General features: G+C 73.4%; 18 protein-coding genes. 13 read left to right on the forward strand and 5 right to left on the reverse strand.

The genetic code is table 11. The features are described from left to right. Window positions 1-337: 337 nt before the first annotated feature. Window positions 338-1,117, forward strand: coding sequence for a core-2/I-branching beta-1,6-N-acetylglucosaminyltransferase family protein (locus GA0070622_RS02950; RefSeq protein ID WP_141561954.1), 780 nt, complete (start codon window positions 338-340; stop codon window positions 1,115-1,117). Window positions 1,118-1,159: 42 nt separating this feature from the next. Here GA0070622_RS02950 and GA0070622_RS02955 read toward each other — a convergent pair whose 3' ends face one another. Continuing rightward, window positions 1,160-2,149, reverse strand: a complete 990-nt coding sequence (locus tag GA0070622_RS02955; protein WP_091568104.1) for a sulfotransferase — start codon at window positions 2,147-2,149, stop codon at window positions 1,160-1,162. A gap of 236 nt (window positions 2,150-2,385) precedes the next feature. On the opposite strand from GA0070622_RS02955, the gene GA0070622_RS02960 reads away from it, so the two are divergent. The 4 genes from GA0070622_RS02960 to GA0070622_RS02975 are packed head-to-tail and all read left to right on the forward strand — an operon-like array spanning window position 2,386 to window position 5,286. Further along, window positions 2,386-2,826: a glycosyltransferase family 28 protein gene (locus GA0070622_RS02960; RefSeq protein WP_091568107.1), complete on the forward strand. Its 441-nt coding sequence runs from the start codon at window positions 2,386-2,388 to the stop codon at window positions 2,824-2,826. 56 nt (window positions 2,827-2,882) lie between these two features. Then, a complete protein-coding gene (locus GA0070622_RS02965) occupies window positions 2,883-3,416 on the forward strand; it encodes a glycosyltransferase (protein WP_091576798.1) in 534 nt (177 codons plus the stop codon). Continuing rightward, window positions 3,404-4,375, forward strand: a complete 972-nt coding sequence (locus GA0070622_RS02970; protein WP_091568112.1) for a sulfotransferase family protein — start codon at window positions 3,404-3,406, stop codon at window positions 4,373-4,375. The genes GA0070622_RS02965 and GA0070622_RS02970 overlap by 13 nt, the downstream gene beginning before the upstream one ends. Beyond that, window positions 4,372-5,286 (forward strand): glycosyltransferase family 2 protein, encoded by a 915-nt coding sequence (locus GA0070622_RS02975; protein WP_091568117.1) that lies wholly within the window; start codon window positions 4,372-4,374, stop codon window positions 5,284-5,286. The genes GA0070622_RS02970 and GA0070622_RS02975 overlap by 4 nt, the downstream gene beginning before the upstream one ends. Window positions 5,287-5,296: 10 nt before the next feature. Here GA0070622_RS02975 and GA0070622_RS02980 read toward each other — a convergent pair whose 3' ends face one another. Continuing rightward, complete coding sequence (locus GA0070622_RS02980; protein ID WP_091568122.1) at window positions 5,297-6,448, reverse strand: glycoside hydrolase family 26 protein; 1,152 nt, start codon at window positions 6,446-6,448, stop codon at window positions 5,297-5,299. Window positions 6,449-6,544: 96 nt separating this feature from the next. Next, window positions 6,545-7,360 (reverse strand): 3'(2'),5'-bisphosphate nucleotidase CysQ, encoded by an 816-nt coding sequence (locus GA0070622_RS02985; RefSeq protein ID WP_245666112.1) that lies wholly within the window; start codon window positions 7,358-7,360, stop codon window positions 6,545-6,547. A gap of 202 nt (window positions 7,361-7,562) precedes the next feature. Between GA0070622_RS02985 and GA0070622_RS02990 the strand changes: the two genes are divergently transcribed. Further along, window positions 7,563-8,657 (forward strand): aminotransferase-like domain-containing protein, encoded by a 1,095-nt coding sequence (locus GA0070622_RS02990; RefSeq protein ID WP_091568130.1) that lies wholly within the window; start codon window positions 7,563-7,565, stop codon window positions 8,655-8,657. Window positions 8,658-9,019: 362 nt separating this feature from the next. Next, complete coding sequence (gene corA, locus GA0070622_RS02995; RefSeq protein WP_091568134.1) at window positions 9,020-10,168, forward strand: magnesium/cobalt transporter CorA; 1,149 nt, start codon at window positions 9,020-9,022, stop codon at window positions 10,166-10,168. 75 nt (window positions 10,169-10,243) lie between these two features. On the opposite strand, the gene GA0070622_RS03000 is transcribed toward corA, so the two are convergent. Further along, complete coding sequence (locus GA0070622_RS03000; protein WP_091568138.1) at window positions 10,244-11,065, reverse strand: hypothetical protein; 822 nt, start codon at window positions 11,063-11,065, stop codon at window positions 10,244-10,246. Between the two features lie 84 nt (window positions 11,066-11,149). Between GA0070622_RS03000 and GA0070622_RS03005 the strand changes: the two genes are divergently transcribed. Both GA0070622_RS03005 and GA0070622_RS03010 read left to right on the forward strand, forming a co-directional pair. Next, complete coding sequence (locus GA0070622_RS03005; protein WP_091568142.1) at window positions 11,150-11,680, forward strand: peptidylprolyl isomerase; 531 nt, start codon at window positions 11,150-11,152, stop codon at window positions 11,678-11,680. Between the two features lie 25 nt (window positions 11,681-11,705). Beyond that, window positions 11,706-12,650 (forward strand): rhomboid family intramembrane serine protease, encoded by a 945-nt coding sequence (locus tag GA0070622_RS03010; RefSeq protein WP_091568146.1) that lies wholly within the window; start codon window positions 11,706-11,708, stop codon window positions 12,648-12,650. A 721-nt stretch (window positions 12,651-13,371) separates the two neighbouring features. On the opposite strand, the gene GA0070622_RS03020 is transcribed toward GA0070622_RS03010, so the two are convergent. After that, complete coding sequence (locus GA0070622_RS03020; protein WP_176558966.1) at window positions 13,372-13,806, reverse strand: PH domain-containing protein; 435 nt, start codon at window positions 13,804-13,806, stop codon at window positions 13,372-13,374. 100 nt (window positions 13,807-13,906) lie between these two features. On the opposite strand from GA0070622_RS03020, the gene GA0070622_RS03025 reads away from it, so the two are divergent. From GA0070622_RS03025 to GA0070622_RS03040, 4 genes are all read left to right on the forward strand, one after another. Continuing rightward, the gene (locus tag GA0070622_RS03025; RefSeq protein WP_091568155.1) at window positions 13,907-15,079 is read left to right on the forward strand and encodes a thiolase family protein; all 1,173 of its coding nucleotides are present in this window, start codon (window positions 13,907-13,909) and stop codon (window positions 15,077-15,079) included. A 106-nt stretch (window positions 15,080-15,185) separates the two neighbouring features. Further along, a complete protein-coding gene (locus GA0070622_RS03030; RefSeq protein WP_091568159.1) occupies window positions 15,186-15,698 on the forward strand; it encodes a hypothetical protein in 513 nt (170 codons plus the stop codon). A gap of 69 nt (window positions 15,699-15,767) precedes the next feature. Further along, the gene (locus GA0070622_RS03035; protein ID WP_091568163.1) at window positions 15,768-16,460 is read left to right on the forward strand and encodes a response regulator transcription factor; all 693 of its coding nucleotides are present in this window, start codon (window positions 15,768-15,770) and stop codon (window positions 16,458-16,460) included. After that, the gene (locus GA0070622_RS03040) at window positions 16,453-17,895 is read left to right on the forward strand and encodes a sensor histidine kinase (protein ID WP_091568167.1); all 1,443 of its coding nucleotides are present in this window, start codon (window positions 16,453-16,455) and stop codon (window positions 17,893-17,895) included. The genes GA0070622_RS03035 and GA0070622_RS03040 overlap by 8 nt, the downstream gene beginning before the upstream one ends. The last annotated feature ends 39 nt before the right edge of the window (window positions 17,896-17,934 follow it).

Raw genomic sequence — 17,934 nt, forward strand, 5'->3', positions numbered from 1 at the left:
ATCGGGGCGGTGAGGTGAGGGCATCGGAGTGTGTCGCTCCCTTTCGACCGGACCGGCCAGTCAGCCGTGGGACGTCCGCGCCACGGTGAATTCTGAGTCTCCCTGATCGGAGCGGAGAGTGGAAGTCGCCGAGGGTCCGCCACTTCTGCCCGGAGGGTGCCGGGACGATAATGCACTGGTGCGCTTCTGCTATCACATCCAGAGTCACCGTTCGCCCGACCAGCTGACCAGGCTGGTCCACGCGGTGAAGCGGTACAGTCCGGACAGTATCGTGCACATCAGCCATGACGTGAACGGGGCTCCGCTCGACCTCTCCGAGCTGCGCACACTACGCGACGTGACGGTTCAGTACCACGAGGGTGGTTACGGCGACTTCAGTCACGTCGATCGCTACATGGCGGCCGTGGACTGGCTGAACGGTGAGGGTGTGCAGGTCGACTGGTTGGTGAACATCACCGGTCAGGACTACCCGATCCGTCCGCTCGACCAGGCGGAGGCCGAGCTGATCGGCTCCGGCGCCGACGGGTTCATGGAGTACTGGGACGCGTTCGGTCCGGAGAGCCACTGGCCGCAACGTCGGGTCCGCTCCCGCTACCACTTCCAGCACCGTCGGCTGCGCGGGCTCAGCCCGCGGGCCAAGAAGCTGCTCCGGCCGGTGCAGGCGGTCAACCGGATCCAGCCGCTGATGCGGGTGCACGTGTCGTACGGGCTGGTGGTGGGTCGGCGGGCCCGCACCCCGTTCGGGCCCGACCTGCGGCTGCACGGCGGGTCGGCGTTCTCGTCGTTGACCTGGCCGGTGGTGGCCTACCTGCGGGAATACTTCGACCGGCGGCCGGACGTGGTCGACTACTTCCGGCACTGCCTCTCGCCGGTGGAGGCGGTCTTCCAGACCATCGTGTGCAGCGCGGACCGGTTCAACCTGGTGCCGGACTGCAAGCGCTACTTCGACTTCCGGAACAGCACGTTCAACCACCCGAAGTCGCTCACCGCCGACGACCTGCCCCGGGCGTTGGCCAGCGGCGCCCACTTCGCCCGCAAGTTCGACTACGAGCGCAACCCGGAGCTGCTCGACGTCCTCGACGCCCACCTGGCCGCCGCGGCGACCCCGAGGGCCTGACCGGTTCCGGCGGGCCGGCGACCGGCCCGCCGGACCGGCGGCTCAGCGGTAGTCGTACCGCCGACGCAGCGGCCAGGTCATCGCACCGACCATCCGGCGGCGGCCGGGCGCGTACTCACGACGCCACTTCTCGTCGAGGCTGAGCGCGATCGGCCCGGTGCGCATCCGGATCCGTCCGCCGGCCACCGCGTGCGACCCGGCCTGCTCGAACTCGGTGCCGTGCAGGAACGACAGCGGGTCGACCTGGCCGGTCACGTCGGCCGTCAGGGCGGCGATCCGGCCCAGCTCCGTCCGTGGGTCGCGGACCAGGTCCTCGTACCGGACGACCACCCGCGGGACGCCGGACCGGGCGAGCGACGAGATCATCGCGTTGACGGTGACCCAGCGCCGCGCGGTCAGCCGGGCCGAGCGCTGGTTCATCCGGCCCTTGGTGGAGGTGCCCTCGGGCAGCTCGACGAGCTGGCTCCAGGAGTAGGCCACCCCGCGCGGGTCGCGGAGGATGTGCACCAGCCGCAGGTCGATCTCCGGCGCGCGGGCCAGGATGTACGCCAGCGAGGGGCGCTTGGTCGAGTCGACCACCACCTTGGCGCCGGACACCTCGGCGATCGCCCGGTAGAGCTTCGTGATCAGCGTCGTGTAGCGCTCCAGGTCCTGCCGGAAACCCGGCACGACCCGGGCCCCCTTGATCATCGGAACCTTGCCGGTGGCGTCGACCCGGCGTTGCAGGGCGCGGACCTCCTGCACGTCGATGTTCGCCCAGCCGCCGTACGCGCGCCGGCCGACCTCACCCCAGAACGGGCACTCGTCGAAGTGTTCCCCGCAGGCGCAGCGGAAGTTCCGTTCCACCCCGGACTGCCACAGGTAGAACAACTCGCCGACGTCGCAGTGGTCGACGAACTGGCCGAGCATCAGGTCGAGCAGGGTGGAACCGCTGCGCGGCATCCCGCAGACGTAGAGCACCGTCACCCGGTCGGTGCCGGACGGAGCGCCCGCCCCGGAACCGTCCGCTGCCGCAGGCTGCTGGGCCGTCATCGATCGCTTCTCCTCGTCCCCGGTGGATGTCAAGCGGCAGTGTAGGCGCGATCGGAGGAGCCGGGGATTGGCGGAATGCGTGAAGGAATCCGACCGGCAGGACGTGAATCGTGACTCCCACTTCTGTTCCGCGTGCGCTGCCGTTAGATTGTTCCGGCGCTCAGCTGACCGTCCCACGGAAGTGGCACGGGTGTGCGGTGGGGGAGGCGGTTGGAGACGTGGAGCCCGGTGAAGTCATGCTCGTGGGTTCCAGTGGCGGGCACCTTGCCCAGCTGCTGGCGCTCGCACCCTGGTATCGCAACCGCGCTCGTTCCTGGGTGACCTTCGACACCCCGGACGCGCGCTCGCTGCTCGACGGGGAGCAGGTCGTGTGGGCGCACCACCCCACCACCCGCAACGTGAAGAACCTGGCCCGGAACATGCTGCTCGCGGTCCGGACGCTCAAGCGCCGCAACATCGACGCGGTGGTCACCACCGGCGCCGGTGTCGCGTTGCCGTTCGTCGTGGTGGCGCGGCTGCGCGGGATCCCCACCGTCTACATCGAGGTGTACGACCGGATCGACAGCCCCACGCTCACCGCCCGGCTCTGCCGCCCGTTCCTCTCGGCGATGCTGGTGCAGTGGGAGGAGCAGCGCCGCTTCTATCCCGACGGCACCGTGGTGGGGAATCTCCTGTGACCTCGTTCATCCCCCGGCAGCGGCAGACCGACCCGGAGCCGGACACCGTGCTGGCCATGGTCGGCACCGACGTGCACAGGTTCGACCGGCTGGTCGGCTGGCTGGAACGCTGGTGGACCGCCCGCGCCGACGGTCCGCGGCAGGTCCGGCTGGTCCTCCAGTACGGCAGCAGCACCCCGCCGGACCTGCCGGACGCGGTGCCGTTCCTGGCCCACGACGAGTTGCAGCGGGCGATCGCCGAGGCGAACGTCGTGGTCTGCCACGGCGGGCCGGCCACCATCACCGAGGCCCGACGCAACGGCCACCTGCCGATCGTGGTCCCGCGCGACCCCGCCCACCACGAGCACGTCGACAACCACCAGCAGCTCTTCTCCCGCCGGCTCGGCTCCGCCGGCATGGTGCGGCTGGTCGAGACCGAGGCCGACCTGGTCGAGGCGCTCGACAAGGCGCTCGTCGACCCGGCGACCTTCCGGCTGGACGCCGACCCGGACCGCCCCGACCCCCGCGCCGCCGCGGCGGCGCGCGTCGGCCAGATCGTCGAGGACCTGGTACGCCAGCGTGCGTCGGGACGACGCCGGTGGTGGCGGTGACCGCGCCGGTCCGCGTGCTCTTCGTCGGCGGCCTCGGACGCAGCGGCTCCACCCTGCTGGAGCTGATCCTCGCCCAGCACCCCGACGTCTGTGCCGTCGGTGAGGTGGTGCACCTCTGGGAGCGGGCCCTCGGTGGCGACGAACGCTGCGGCTGCGGCGAGCGCTTCACGGTCTGTGGCTTCTGGCAGCAGGTCGGCGACCACGCGTTCGGCGGTTGGGACGCGGTCGACCGGGACGAGGTGCTGGCGCTCAAGGCCGAGGTCGACCGGACCCGGCACATCCCGCAGCTGGCCCGGGGCGACCTGCCGGCCGAGCAGTTGGCCGCCGTGCGCCGCTACGCCGACCTCTACACCCGCATCTACCGGGCGGCGACCGAGGTCACCGGCGCCGAGGTGGTGGTGGACTCCAGCAAGCACGCCTCGACGGCGTTCGCCCTGCGCTGGGCGCCCGATCTCGACCTGCGGGTCGTCCACCTGGTCCGGGACAGCCGGGCGGTCGCCTACTCCTGGGCCAAGCAGGTCCGCCGCCCCGAGGTGGTGGACGGCGAGGCCTACATGCCGACCTTCTCCCCGTTCACGGTGAGCAGCCTGTGGACCGCGCAGAACGCGGCGTTCCACCTGCTCGCCCAGCGGGTGCCGGTGGTCCGGCTGCGCTACGAGGACTTCACCGCCGACCCGCGCGGCACCGTGACCCGGGTGCGCCGGTTCGCCGGTCTCACCGACACCCCGGACGCGCTGCGGGTCCTCGACGAGCCGCCCGTGCCGCTGGTCCGGGCGCACAGCATCGCCGGCAACCCGCTGCGGTTCAGCGCGGGTCCGCTGAAGGTGCGCCAGGACAACGCCTGGCGGGAGAACCTGCCGACGCGCAGCCGGGCCGTGGTCAGTGCCGCGACGCTGCCGCTGCGCCTGCGCTACGGATACCTCGGCGGCGGCCGAACCAACAGCACGGAGGCGTCGTGACCGGGAGCAACCCACCGCAGGTGACCGCCGTGGTCCCCACCCGGGACCGGCCGGTGCTGCTGCGCGCCGCCCTCGACGCGATCCTGGGACAGGACTACCCGGGCGGGATCGACGTGGTGGTCGTCTACGACCAGTCCGAGCCCGACCACACCCTCGCCGAGGACCCGCGGATCCGGGTGATCACCAACAGCCGTACCCCCGGCCTCGCGGGTGCCCGCAACACCGGCATCCTCGCCGCCGAGGGTGAGCTGGTCGCGTTCTGCGACGACGACGACGAGTGGCTGCCCGGCAAGCTGGCCGCCCAGGTCGCCGCGCTGGAGGCGACGGCGGACGGCGCGTTCGTCAGCTGCGGCATCCGGGTCGACTACGACGGCCGCCAGGTCGACCGCTCGTTGTCGATGGAGCGGGTGCCGCTGGCGTCGCTGCTGCGCGACCGGCACACCGAACTGCACCCGTCCACGTTCCTGATCCGGCGGGACGCGCTGGTCGACGCGATCGGGCTGGTCGACGAGGAGATCCCGGGCAGCTACGCGGAGGACTACGAGTTCCTGCTCCGGGCCGCCCGGCACGCGCCGCTGGTCAACCTGACCGAGCCGTACGTGACGGTGCGCTGGCACAAGCGGTCATACTTCGCCCAGCGCTGGGAGACCATCTCCACCGCGTTGCAGTGGTTGCTGGAGCGCTACCCCGAGTTCGCCACGGTGCCGGCGGGGGAGGCCCGGGTCGCCGGGCAGATCGCCTTCGCCCAGGCCGCGATGGGCAACCGTCGGGAGGCCGTCCGCTGGGCCCGCCGCACGCTGGCCGGCAACCCGAAGGAGGCCCGCGCCTACCTGGCGCTCGCCGTGGCCAGCAAGGCCGTGGACCCCGACCGCGTCCTGCGTACGCTGCACAAGCGCGGCCGGGGCATCTGAGCCGGAGCGGTCAGGCGGACGCCGAGCACCAGGCGCGCCAGGCGTCCCTGCTGGGTTGGTCGGTGAGCCGGAAGTCTCCGCCGGACACCTGGTAGTCGTAGTACGCCACCCAGAGCGGGCGCTGCCCGTTCAGGTAGCTGCTCATCGATCGGATCCAGGCGGCGCGGCCGGTGCCGCTGTCCCCGGCGATCCGCACGCTGCCGGTCTCGGCGAGGCCCCAGGGCTTGCCGAGCTCCTTCGACTTGCTGATCATCGGTCCGAAGACCTTGGCCGGCTCGGTGTAGCGGTTGTACTTGCCGCCGCTGTTGTAGCAGTCCCAGCCGAGCACGTCGACGACGTCGCCGCCGGGGTAGTAGTCGGTGAAGCTGCGCCGGGAGTTCGGGTTCAGCGTCCAGCACATGAGGATCAGCGTCGCCCGCAGCCGCGGGTTCTGGGCCCGGTCGGCGAGGCCGGCCACCCGGCGCCAGGCGGCCCGGAACTGGGCGGTGGTGTAGTTGCCGCTCTCCACGTCGTTCTCCGGCTCGTGGAAGTACGACCAGTAGACGTCGTGGTCGCGCGGGATCGAGGCGAACCACTGCGTCAGCCGGGCGTCGTGCTTACCGGCGGCGACCTCCGCCGGCGGCGCCTTGAAGGACACCACCACGGTCCGGTTGACCACGTCGGCGCGGCTGCCCGACCAGGCGGGCGGCAGACCCGGGTAGAACACCCGGACCATCCGCAACGGGCCGTAGGTGCGGTCGGAACGGGCCACGCCGGCGCTGAAGCTCTCGCCGCCGACCAGGTGGATGCTCGCCCCGGGCAGGGTGGCCCGCGGCGCCGGGAACGGCTGGAAGCCGGGCCTGGCCGACGGGGACTGGCCGGGCGAGAGGCTCGGGTTGGCGCCGAGCCCGGCGACCCCACCGGTCGGACGGGCGGACAGGGACGCGGCCCCGCCGGGCGTGGCCGCGACGCTTCCCGGCCCGTTCGCCTCCGGGGCCGGCTGCCGTGCGGGCTCCCGCTCCTGCGTGACCGCGACGGCGACCGTCGTGCTGAGCAGGACGACGGTCGCGGTGACGGCGACGAGCCAGCCGCGCCGGTAGAGGCGGCGTGGCCGCCGGCCCGGGGGTGGGGTCGGGGCCGGGTGGGCATCGCGAACGGGGGCGATTGACGGGCCGGGTCCCATGATCCTCCTCCGGATCGGCGTGTCAGCTGTCTCCCGGCTCAGCACCGGCGTCACCGCATAGTGCAACGAGCGAGGCGGCAGGTCGGTGCGGTGCCGTCACAGCAACCGGTCGATGGCCTTCAGCAGCTGCTCGGCCTGCTCGGGCCGGCAGACGAGCAGGTCGGGCAGGCGGGGGTTGGCGGCGTTGTAGCGCAGCGGTGACCCGTCGATCCGGGACGCGTGCATCCCCGCCCCGAGCGCGACCGCCACCGGGGCGGCGGAGTCCCACTCGTACTGCCCGCCGGCGTGCACGTACGCGTCGGCCTGGCCGGTCACCACCGCGCAGACCTTGACACCGGCGGAGCCCATCGGCACCGCCTGCGCGCCGAGGTCCTCGATGAGCTGGGGGACGAACGCGGGCGGCCGGCTGCGGCTGACCGCGATCCGCAGCGGACCGTCGACCGCGGCGGGTGTCGGCTCGCCCGTGCCCAGGATCAGCGGGGTGCCGTCCGCGCCGGTCCGCGCCGGCATGCCGACGGCGCCGGCGGTCAGACCGCCGTCCGGGCCGGCCGAGCGCTCCCAGAGGGCCACGTGGACGGCCCAGTCGGTGCGCCCCTCCTCCGAGAACTCCCGGGTGCCGTCCAGCGGGTCGATGATCCACACCCGGTCGGCGTCGAGGCGGGCCGCCCGGTCGCCGGTGGAGAAGTCCTGTCGGGAGTCCGCCTGCTCCTCGGAGAGCACCGCGTCGGTCGGCCGGTAGCGGGCCAGCGCGGCCAGCATCAGCTCGTGCGAGGCCTGGTCGCCGGCGTCCTTGAGCGCCCGCGGGTCGGCGAAGCCCTGGCCGGCGCGCAGCGCGGTCAGCGCCTCGCCGGCGCGTCCGGCCAGCCAGCGCGCGAAGGCCTGATCGTCGAGCCGGTCGATGTCGTCGGACACCTTGCCATCCACCACCTTGTCTGATGTCGACGGGCGGCCGGCGGGTGCCCGCCGCCCGGACCGCACCATCTTGGCCGGTGGGGCGAGTGGACAACAAGTACGGGGGCCGAAACGGTACGCCCGGCCCACCGAGTTCTGCCCGCATGTTGAACTTCGCGTGTATGCCGGTCGGACCGCCGGATGCAGGCCCTAGGCTCTGCGCATGACCGCCGAGCAGCTGATCTCCTTCGCCCGTGGGGCTCCTTCGCTGGACATCGTCGATGTCGAGGGGCTCAAGGCCGCCGCCGTCCGCGCCTTCGACGCCGACCCCGCCGGGGTCACGGCGTACGGCACCTCCGTCGGTTACCCGCCCCTCCGCCGCTGGATCGCCGAGAAGCACGGTGTCGAGGCGGATCAGGTGCTGGTCACGAACGGCTCGCTGCAGGCCGACGCGTTCCTCTTCGACCACCTGGTCCGGCGCGGCGACGCGGTGGTCGTCGAGCGCCCCACGTACGACCGCACGCTGCTCAACCTCCAGCAGATGGGCGGCGAGGTGCACGGCGTGACCATCCAGCCGGACGGCCTCGACACCGCCGAGCTGCGCAAGCTGCTGGAGTCCGGGGTCCGGCCGAAGCTGGCCCACGTGATCCCGAACTACCAGAACCCGGCCGGCGTGACGCTCTCCCTGGAGAAGCGCCGTGAGCTGCTCGATCTCGCCGCCGAGTACGAGTTCACCATCTTCGAGGACGACCCGTACGCGGACATCCGCTTCCGGGGCGAGCCGCTGCCGTCGATGCTGTCGATGGACAGCCGCGGCGTGGTGGTGCACGCCTCCAGCTTCACCAAGACGGTCTGCCCGGGCGTGCGGGTCGGCTACCTGGTCGGCCCGGCGGAGCTGATCGCGGCGATCGCCAAGCGGGCCACCAACCTCTACATCTCGCCGGGCATGGTGGCCCAGGCGATCGTGCACCAGTTCTGCGTCTCCGGGTCGATCGAGCAGTCCATCCGGACGGTCCGTACGGCGCTCGGCGAGCGGGCCGCGGTGCTGGCCGAGTCGCTGCGCCGGCACATTCCGGAGGCCCGGTTCGTCGAGCCGGACGGTGGCTACTTCCTCTGGGTCGAACTGCCGGAGGACGTCGAGGTCGACCGGCTGGCGCCGGCCGCCGCCGAGCGCGGCGTCGCGGTGGTGAAGGGCAGCGACTTCATGGTCGACGGCGGCCGGCACGCGCTGCGGTTGGCCTACTCCGCCGTGACGGCGGACCGGATCGACGAGGGTGTCCGGCGGCTCGCCGAGGCGATGGCGGCGGTTCGCGGCTAGTTTTCTGTCGGGTTTTTGACAGAACGGCCCTGCTGGCCGGCTCGGCTCTCCCGCTGGGCCGGCTGGCGGCCCACAATGCTGCGAGCGCCGCTCACCTTTTCCCGGTGACCGGCCCGCACGCCCCGGGCGGCAGTTCCCCGCCCCGGGCCGGGCCGGGGGCGCGCCCAGGCATCACTCCCGCCCCCAAGGGGTGCCGGGTGGGCCGTGTCGCCCCTCACCCCCCTGACGCGGCCCGGCCCGCCCGGCGCCACACCGCGTGACGCCCGTCGCAGCCGCCCGTCCGGGCCCGCGTCCGCCCGTGCCGCGCCCGCTCCCGATCGGCGTAACCTGCAAGCCGCAGCTTCGCGGAGAGGGGGCGAGAGATGACGGACCGGGTGGCACGCGACCGCACCGCCGGGGAGAACGGCGGCCGGGCACTCCGGCCACGCGCCTGGGCCGCCCCGGTACGCGCGATGTCCCGCATCCTCAACGCCGACGGCTCCCCGCGTACGCCCCAGCCGGCCGGCCCCGGCCGCAGCGGCATCGTCGACTGCGGGCTCTACGTCGACGGCGAGCGTCAGCCCGGCCGCCCGCAGTACGCCGAGGCCCTGGCCGCCGCCCGCCGGGAGCGGGACGGCTTCGTCTGGCTCGGCCTGCACGAGCCGGACCTGGCCGAGATGACCGAGATCGCCGCCACGTTCGGCCTGCACGAACTGGCGGTGGAGGACGCGGTCAAGGCCGAGCAGCGCCCGAAGCTGGAGCACTTCGGGGAGATCGTCTTCCTGGTGCTGCGCACCGCCCGCTACTGCGAGCACACCGAGCTGACCGAGAACTCCGAGGTGGTGGAGACCGGCCAGGTGATGCTCTTCATCGGGCCGAACTTCGTGATCAGCGTCCGGCACGGGGACGCCTGCCGGCTGTCGCCGGTCCGGGCCGACCTGGAGGCGAAGCGGGACCTGCTCCGGCAGGGGCCGTGGGCGGTCGCGTACGCGATCACCGACCGGGTGGTCGACCTCTACCTGGAGGTCGCCGACCGGCTGGAGGACGACCTCGACGTGCTGGAGGCGGACGTCTTCGACCGCCAGAGCAGCGGCCGGATCCAGCGGATCTACCAGATGAAGCGGGAGCTGGTCGAGTTCAAGCGCGCGGTGGTGCCGTTGCAGCGCCCGCTGATGACGCTCACCTCCCAGGTCAACCGCGCGGTGCCGCAGGAGGTGCGCCGCTACTTCCGGGACGTGCAGGACCACCTCAGCCGCACGGTCGAGCAGGTGAACTCCTACGACGACCTGCTCAACTCGATCCTCCAGGCCCGGCTGGCCCAGGTCACCGTCGACCAGAACAACGACATGCGCAAGATCGCCGCCTGGGCCGCGATCGGTGCGGTGTGGACGGCGATCGCCGGCATCTACGGCATGAACTTCGACAACATGCCCGAGCTGAGGTGGACGTACGGCTATCCGGGCGTGTGGGCGCTGATGCTGGCGGCGTCCTTCACGCTCTACCGCCTGTTCCGCCGCAACGGCTGGCTGTAGGCACGCCGCCCGCAACGGGAAGCGCCGGCCACGCGGGACGTACCCGCGCGCCGGCGCTGCTCCGAGAACCGGGGGTCAGCGGCGACCGCTGGCCTTCGCGGCGCTCTTGCCGTTCTGGGTGGCCTTGGTGATGTCGTCGGCCGGACGGCCGCTGACGTCCCGGGCGCCCTCGGCGACCGAGGGGACCTTGCTGTTCGGGTGGATCACCGGGTCACCGGCGGGGGCGGTGGTCGACGAGCTGCTGCCGTTGGCGACGGCGGAGCTGCCGGCGCCGGTCGGGCCGGCCTGGGTCACCTTCGCGCTCGCGTCGGGGGTGTCCACCACGATCGTGTCCACGTCCTCCCGCATCGGCTCCAGCTTGTCCTGGCCGGTCGGGCCGAGCGTGCCGGTCGGGTCGTACTCGGCCCACTCCTGCTGCTCGCGGCGGCGGCGCATGGCCATCGCCCCGGCCAGGCCGGCCACGGTGCCGGCGATCAGCAGGCCGGTGGTCATGCCGCGCGACCTGCGCTGCTTCTTCTTGCCCACCTTCATGTTCTTCGCCTTCTTCGTCATCGCGGACTGCTTCGCCGCCACGGCCCGGCGACCGGTCGACGCCTTGCCGGCGGCCTCGGTCCGCGCGTTGCGCACGGCGAGGACCACCGGGGCGAGAGCGGCGACGCTCGACGCGACGCCGCTGGACGCCCGATCCCGGACCAGGACGGCGGTGGGTGCGACGGCGACCCGGGCTGCCTGGACCCGCGGACCGACAGTGGCCCCGGCGCCCTTCGCCGCGTGCGTGGCGGCCTGCCGCAGGTGACCGATGCCCTGGTTCAGCTCGGCCTTCGCGAGCTGGCCCTGGGTCTTTCGCCGCCCGATTCCAAACACGGTCCCACCTCCTGGGAGTTGTTCCTTCGTCATCCTCCACCTTCGGATGCCTCCGCATGGCCAGATCGGGCACATGGGAGGATCCGCAAGGAACTGACCAACGAGTGAGGAGTACCCGTGGCCGAGGCTGTCTACGCCACCTTGCACACCAACGCCGGCCCGATCCGGCTGGAGCTCTTCCCGAACCACGCGCCGAAGACCGTCCGCAACTTCGTGGAGCTGGCCGAGGGCACCCGGGAGTACACCGACCCGCGGACCGGCCAGCCGGGCAGCGGGCCCTACTACGACGGCACCATCTCGCACCGCGTGATCAGCGGCTTCATGGTCCAGATGGGCGACCCGACCGGCACCGGGCGCGGCGGCCCGGGCTACAAGTTCGCCGACGAGTTCCACCCGGAGCTGCGCTTCGACCGGCCGTACCTGCTGGCGATGGCGAACGCCGGGCCGGGCACCAACGGCTCGCAGTTCTTCATCACCGTGGGGCCGACCCCGCACCTGAACAACCGGCACACCATCTTCGGCCAGGTGGCCGACGAGCAGTCCGCGAAGGTGGTCGACTCGATCGCCAACACCCCGACCGGGCCGAGCGACCGGCCGCTGCAGGACGTGGTGATCGAGCGGGTCGAGATCGAGCGGCAGCCGTCCTGAGCGTCACGCGGGTACCTTTGCTCGCATGACTGAGCGCTCCGGGCAGGCAGGTGACGCCACCGAGGGGCCGGTGCCGACCACTCCGGTCTGCTACCGGCACCCCGATCGGGAGACGTACATCCGGTGCACCCGCTGCGACCGGCCGATCTGCCCCGAGTGCATGCGGGACGCCTCCGTCGGCCACCAGTGCCCGGAGTGCGTCGCCGAGGGACGCCGCAGCGTGCGGCCGGCGCGTACCGCCTTCGGTGGCGGTGCCGCCGGCCGCCAGGGCTATGTGACCAAGGCCCTGATCGCGCTGAACGTGCTGGTCATGCTGCTCTCCATCGCCTCCGACCGGGGAGGTGACGCGGCCGCCGGTGGCTCCGGCTTCGGCGGCCTGATGGGCGGCTCGACGCCGCTGACCAACTGGGGTGCGGTGCTCGGCCAGGCGATGTTCCCCGACGGCACGGTCGGCGGGGTGGCCGAGGGCCAGTGGTACCGGCTGGTCACCGCGATGTTCCTGCACTACGGCCTGGTGCACCTGCTGCTCAACATGTGGGCGCTCTGGGTGCTCGGCCGGACGCTGGAGGCGGTGCTCGGGCCGCTGCGCTTCCTGGCGCTCTACCTGATCGCCGGGCTCGGCGGCAACGTCGCGGTCTATCTCTTCAGCGCCCCGAACCAGCCCGCGGTCGGCGCGTCGACGGCCATCTTCGGCCTGTTCGCCGCCATCTTCGTGATCATGCGTCGGCTCGGCCGGGACACCTCGGCGATCGTGCCGATCCTGGTGATCAACCTGATCTTCACGTTCACCGTGCCGGGCATCTCCGTGGCCGGGCACCTCGGTGGGCTGGTGGTCGGCGCGGTGATGGCCCTGGTCCTGGCGTACGCCCCGCGGATGCGGCGGACCGTCTTCCAGGCGGCGGGCGGCGCGATCCTGCTGGTGGCGCTGATCGGCCTGGCCGTCGTCCGCACCGCGGCGCTGCTCGGCTGACCCGCTGCCGCTGCCGCGGCTGACGACGCCGGTTTCGCGCGAGCAGGTCCGGCGGTCGAGGTCTGACACTGCGCGGGCAGGGCCGTGCAGTGGGGCACCGCTCGGCCACGTTGCCGTCGGCCAGGTTGCCTTGGGGGCTTCCTCTTCGGCGGTTCCCTTGGGACGCGTCCCCCTCGGGCTTGTTCCTCTGGGCGCGTCCACCTCGGGCGTGGCCCTTGAGACGTCGCGTCTCGGGCGTGTTCCCTCGAGGCATGTCGCGTCTCGGCGGCAGTGTGCCCGAGAGCGATATACCGCTCAGTCATAATTATGACTGAGCGGTATATCGCTCATCAGTGATGAGTTGTCCCGGTGGCTCCCGCTCCTGCGGCTTCCACCGCCATTCCCGGTCCGGCTCCGCCCTTCCCGGGCCGGCCCTTATCGGCCCGGCACTTCCCGGCTCGGCCCGCTTCGGCCCAGGCCCGCCCGGCCCGCCCGGCCCGCCCGGCCCGCCCGGCCCGCCCGGCCCGCCCGGCCCGCCCGGCCCGCCCGGGCCCGCCCGGGCCCGCCCGGGCCCGCCCGGTACGCCCGGTACGGCCCGCTCGGCTCGGCCCGTCTCGGTCCCGTCCGAGCCGCGACGCCCGGCTCTGGCGACCGGCTCGGTCCGCCGGGCCCGCGCCTGAAGGCGCGCGATCACCCGAGCCTGACGGCGGCGGGCGGCGCGCGTGAACGGTCGGTGTGTGGGTCAGCGTGCGGCGGCGCGGGCGGCGGTGAGCGCGGCGGCCACCTCGTCCAGCGGCGCGTCCAGGTCGCGCCGGCCGTACAGGTGCAGCGACTCCCCCGCGTCGATCTCGAGGGTCTCGGCGGTGAGTCCGCGGCGGCTGCGCCGGTCCAGCCGGATCGCCTCCACGGTCGCCCAGGGCAGCCGGCGGCGCCCGGCGAACCCGCGGAGCACGGTGATCCCCTCCGGGTCCACGGCGAGTCGGACCGGCGCGACGACGTCGCGCAGCGCCCAGACGAGCAGCCCGGCGGCGGCCAGGCCGGCGAGCGCCGGGCGGACCGGGTCGCCGGCGGCGAGCAGCAGGCCCAGGGCCAGCAGGAGCAGCGCGCCGAGCGCCTTGACCACCGGCGACGTGCGCGGCACCCGCCACTGTCGGGCCGGTGACGACTGTGGATCCATCCGACCAGCATGCCAGCCGCCGGTGTCCGCAGGGCGGGGGAGGACGACCGGTCGGGTCAGCACGTAGGATCGGGGCAAGCGAGGTTACCGGGGAGTAGACATGAGTGACGCGGTCATCGTCGGCGCGGTGCGGACCCCGGTCGGGCGACGCAAGGGCAGTCTCGCCGGCGTGCATCCGGTCGACCTGTCGGCGCACGTGCTGCGCGCGCTCGCCGAGCGCACCGGCATCGACCCGGGCCAGGTCGACGACGTGATGTGGGGCTGCGTGTCGCAGGTCGGCGAGCAGTCCTGGAACGTGGCGCGCAACGCGGTGCTGGCCGCCGGCTGGCCGGAGTCGGTCCCCGGCACCACGCTCGACCGGCAGTGCGGGTCCAGCCAGCAGGCGCTGCACTTCGCCGCCGCCACCGTCCTCTCCGGCCAGGCCGACCTGGTCGTCGCCGGCGGCGTCGAGTCGATGACCCGGGTGCCGATGGGCTCCAGCGTGGCCGGCGGGTTGCCGTTCAGCCCGGCGATCCTGGAGCGCTACCGCGGCGTCGAGGGCGTCGCCGAGGACTCGCCGCTGCCGTTCAACCAGGGCGTCGGCGCCGAGCTGATCGCGCAGCGGTGGCGGTTCTCGCGTACCCAGCTGGACGATTTCGCGCTGGCCAGCCACGAGAAGGCGGCCGCCGCGCAGGACGCCGGCGCGTTCGACCCGGAGCTGGCGCCGGTGGCGCTCGCCGACGGCGGCAAGTTCGCCGCCGACGAGGGCATCCGTCGCGACACCTCGCTGGCCAAGCTCGGCGAGCTGGCCACCCCGTTCCGCCCCGACGGCGTGGTCACCGCCGGGTCCGCGTCGCAGATCTCCGACGGCGCCGCCGCGCTCGCGGTGACCACGAGCGAGTGGGCCAGCCGGCACGGCCTGCGTCCACTCGCCCGGGTGCACACCGCCGTGGTCGCCGCCGACGACCCGGTCGCCATGCTCACCGCGCCCATCCCGGCCACCGCGAAGGCGCTGCGCCGCGCGGGGCTGGGCATCGAGGAGATCGGGGTGTACGAGGTGAACGAGGCGTTCGCGCCGGTGCCGCTGGCCTGGCTGGCCGAGACCGAGGCCGACCCGGAGCGGCTCAACCCCCGCGGCGGGGCGATCGCGCTCGGCCACCCGCTCGGCGGGTCCGGCGCGCGGATCATGACGACGATGCTCCAGCACATGCGGGACAACGGCATCCGCTACGGCCTCCAGACGATGTGCGAGGGCGGCGGGATGGCCAACGCCACCATCGTCGAGCTGCTCTGAGCCGGAGTCGGCGGAGTCGCACCGCGGGTGCGATTTGCACGGGTGGAAGTTCCAAAAATCGGGCGTGACCCATATCACCCCTGGTCAGCCGCTCGTTGCACCGGGCATGGACGTGTTCTCGCGAACGTTCCTTCCGGCCGCCGCCGAGACCGGCCTGGCCACCCAGACCGTCACCCGACACATGCCGGTGTTCCGCCGGTGCGTCGGCTCCGGCGACGCCACCATCCTGGTCACCCGGTGCAGCCGCCCGGACCACCCGGTCGGCGGCGAGTACCTGATGCTCCTCACCCACCGCCGGCTGGTGGTCACCCGGCAGACCCGGGTGTTGCACCGGCTCCGTCTGCACCTCAACACCGAGCTGCGGGAGCTGAGCAACGTCACCTGGAGCCCCGACCCGCGGGCGCACAGCCTGGAGCTGGCGGCCACCGCGATCGACGGGGTCCGTGAGCGGTTCCTCATCCGTACCCACCACCCGAAGCAGGTGTGGCAGCTCGACGCCCTGCTGAACCACGCCTTCCGCACCCGGCTGCGGACACCGGCGGAACGGCTCGTCGCCACCATCGGCGACTCCCCGACCGCCGCCCGACCCGCCGTGCTCCACCCGGCGCGGGCGCGCTGACGTTCTTCTTACCTGACCCGAACGTTCCCCAGACCTTCCCGGGCACCACCGAGCGGTCATCATGGGCCGGTGACCGCCGACGCCGCACAGCGCGGGCTCGTCCTCGTGGTGGAGGACGAGCCGGCCATCGCCGACCTGGTCCGGCTCTACCTGACCCGGGACGGGTTCGGCGTACACCTGGAACGGGACGGCGACGCCGGCCTGGCCGCCGCGCGGCGCCTGCGCCCGGTGGCCTGCGTGCTCGACATCGCGCTGCCCGGCCTGGCCGGCACCGAGATCTGCCGGCGGCTGCGCACGTCGGGCGACTGGACGCCGGTCATCTTCCTCACCGCCCGCGACGACGAGGTGGACCGGGTGGTCGGGCTGGAGCTGGGCGCGGACGACTACGTCACCAAGCCGTTCAGCCCGCGCGAGCTGGTCGCCCGGGTCCGCGCGGTGCTGCGCCGCACCTCGGGCACACCGGCGACCGCCGAGCGACCACGGGTGCTCGGCGCGGTCACCCTCGACCCGGGCCGCCGCACGGTCACCGCCGGCGGCGTTCCGGTGCAGCTCACCTCCACCGAGTTCGACCTGCTCGCCCACCTGATGGCCCGGCCCGGCCGGGTGTTCACCCGGGAGGAGCTGCTGGCCGGCGTCTGGGGGTACGCGGCGCACGCCGGCACCCGGACCGTCGACGTGCACGTGGCGCAGGTCCGGGCGAAGCTCGGCCCGGCCAGCGTGATCCGCACCCACCGCGGCGTCGGGTACGCGGCCGATGCCTGACCACCCCACCGTCGCGCTGCCGGTCGTCGGCCCGCCTGCGCCGCCCGCCCGCCGCCGGAGCGCGCACACGCTGACCGCCCGCGCGGTGCTCGTCACCTGCGCCGTCGCGCTGGTCTCGGTGCTGGTCACCGCGCTGGTCGCGGTTCCCCTGGCGGTGCGCGGCGCCGAACGGCGGGACCAGGAGGCGCTGGCCGCCCAGGCCCGACTCGCCGCCGAGGTGCTCCGCGTCCGGGCGGTACGCCAGCGGGACAGCGCCGGGGACCGGCTCATCCGCCAGCTCCGCCAGCAGCAGATCGAGGTGTACGTGATCCGAGGTGGCCGGGTCGACCGCCCCGGCCTGCCCGCACCGCTGGTCACCCGGGTCACCGCCGGCAAGAACGTCTCCGGTCGACGGCTGGTCGACGGGGAACGCCGGCTGGTCGAGGCGCGGGCGCTGCCGGGCGGTGACGGCGTGGTGCTCACCCGGGCCGTCACCACCGGCCCGTGGCGGCAGGTGCTGCGCGGTCTCTGGCTGCCGCTGCTCGCCGGCCTCGCCGCCGGCGCGGCCGCCGGGCTGCTGCTCGCCCGTCGGCTGGCCCGACCGATCCGCGTCGCGGCCACCGCCGCCGCCCGGCTCCGGGCCGGTGACCGGGCGGTCCGGGTGCCGGTCGAGCCGCCCGACGAGGTGGCCGACCTGGCGTACGCGCTGAACGGGCTGGCCGCCGCGCTGGCCACCAGCGAGGGTCGGCAGCGCGAGTTCCTCCTCTCCGTCTCGCACGAGCTGCGCACCCCGCTCACCGCCATCCGGGGCTATGCCGAGGCGCTGGCCGACGGCGTGATCGACGCCGACGCGGTGCCGGCGACCGGCCGGACCGTGCTCGCCGAGGCGGAGCACCTGGACCGGCTGGTCAGCGACCTGCTCGCACTGGCCCGGTTGGAGGCCGCCGACTTCCCGCTGGATCCCGGGCCGGTGGACCTGACCCGGCTCGCCGCCGACGCGGAGCGGACCTGGTCGGACCGGTGCGCGGCGGTCGGGGTGCCGTTCCGGGTCGAGTCGCCGGGCGCGCCGGTGCCCGCGTACACCGATCCGGGTCGGATCCGGCAGGTGGTGGACGGGTTGCTGGAGAACGCGCTGCGGGTCGTACCCCCGGGGGCGCCGGTGGTGCTCGCGGTCCGGGCCGCCGGCGCGGACCCGGCGGCCGGCGGCGTGCTGGAGGTCCGGGACGGCGGCCCCGGCTTCACCGACGACGACCTGGCGGTGGCGTTCGAACGGGGCGCGTTGCACCAGCGGTACCGGGGGGTGCGCAAGGTGGGCAGCGGCCTCGGGCTGGCGCTCGCCGCCGGGCTGGTACGCCGGCTCGGCGGCGACATCACCGCCGCACACGCCCCGGAGGGCGGGGCGGCCTTCACCGTCCGGCTGCCCGGAGATCCTTACCTGGCTCGAACATCGGCCTGACGCTCCGCTCGTGGGGGTGGGGAACGCTGACGTCACCAC

The organism is Micromonospora sediminicola (genome assembly GCF_900089585.1).
GTDB classification, from domain to species: domain Bacteria; phylum Actinomycetota; class Actinomycetes; order Mycobacteriales; family Micromonosporaceae; genus Micromonospora; species Micromonospora sediminicola.

Coding starts and splice junctions, on each gene's coding strand:
- GA0070622_RS02955 (WP_091568104.1), bottom strand. CDS start 2,149: ATGACGGCCCAGCAGCCTGCGGCAGCGGACGGTTCCGGGGCGGGCGCT.
- GA0070622_RS02960 (WP_091568107.1), top strand. CDS start 2,386: ATGCTCGTGGGTTCCAGTGGCGGGCACCTTGCCCAGCTGCTGGCGCTC.
- GA0070622_RS02965 (WP_091576798.1), top strand. CDS start 2,883: ATGGTCGGCACCGACGTGCACAGGTTCGACCGGCTGGTCGGCTGGCTG.
- GA0070622_RS02980 (WP_091568122.1), bottom strand. CDS start 6,448: ATGGGACCCGGCCCGTCAATCGCCCCCGTTCGCGATGCCCACCCGGCC.
- GA0070622_RS02990 (WP_091568130.1), top strand. CDS start 7,563: ATGACCGCCGAGCAGCTGATCTCCTTCGCCCGTGGGGCTCCTTCGCTG.
- corA (WP_091568134.1), top strand. CDS start 9,020: ATGACGGACCGGGTGGCACGCGACCGCACCGCCGGGGAGAACGGCGGC.
- GA0070622_RS03000 (WP_091568138.1), bottom strand. CDS start 11,065: ATGACGAAGGAACAACTCCCAGGAGGTGGGACCGTGTTTGGAATCGGG.
- GA0070622_RS03010 (WP_091568146.1), top strand. CDS start 11,706: ATGACTGAGCGCTCCGGGCAGGCAGGTGACGCCACCGAGGGGCCGGTG.
- GA0070622_RS03020 (WP_176558966.1), bottom strand. CDS start 13,806: ATGGATCCACAGTCGTCACCGGCCCGACAGTGGCGGGTGCCGCGCACG.
- GA0070622_RS03025 (WP_091568155.1), top strand. CDS start 13,907: ATGAGTGACGCGGTCATCGTCGGCGCGGTGCGGACCCCGGTCGGGCGA.
- GA0070622_RS03030 (WP_091568159.1), top strand. CDS start 15,186: ATGGACGTGTTCTCGCGAACGTTCCTTCCGGCCGCCGCCGAGACCGGC.
- GA0070622_RS03040 (WP_091568167.1), top strand. CDS start 16,453: ATGCCTGACCACCCCACCGTCGCGCTGCCGGTCGTCGGCCCGCCTGCG.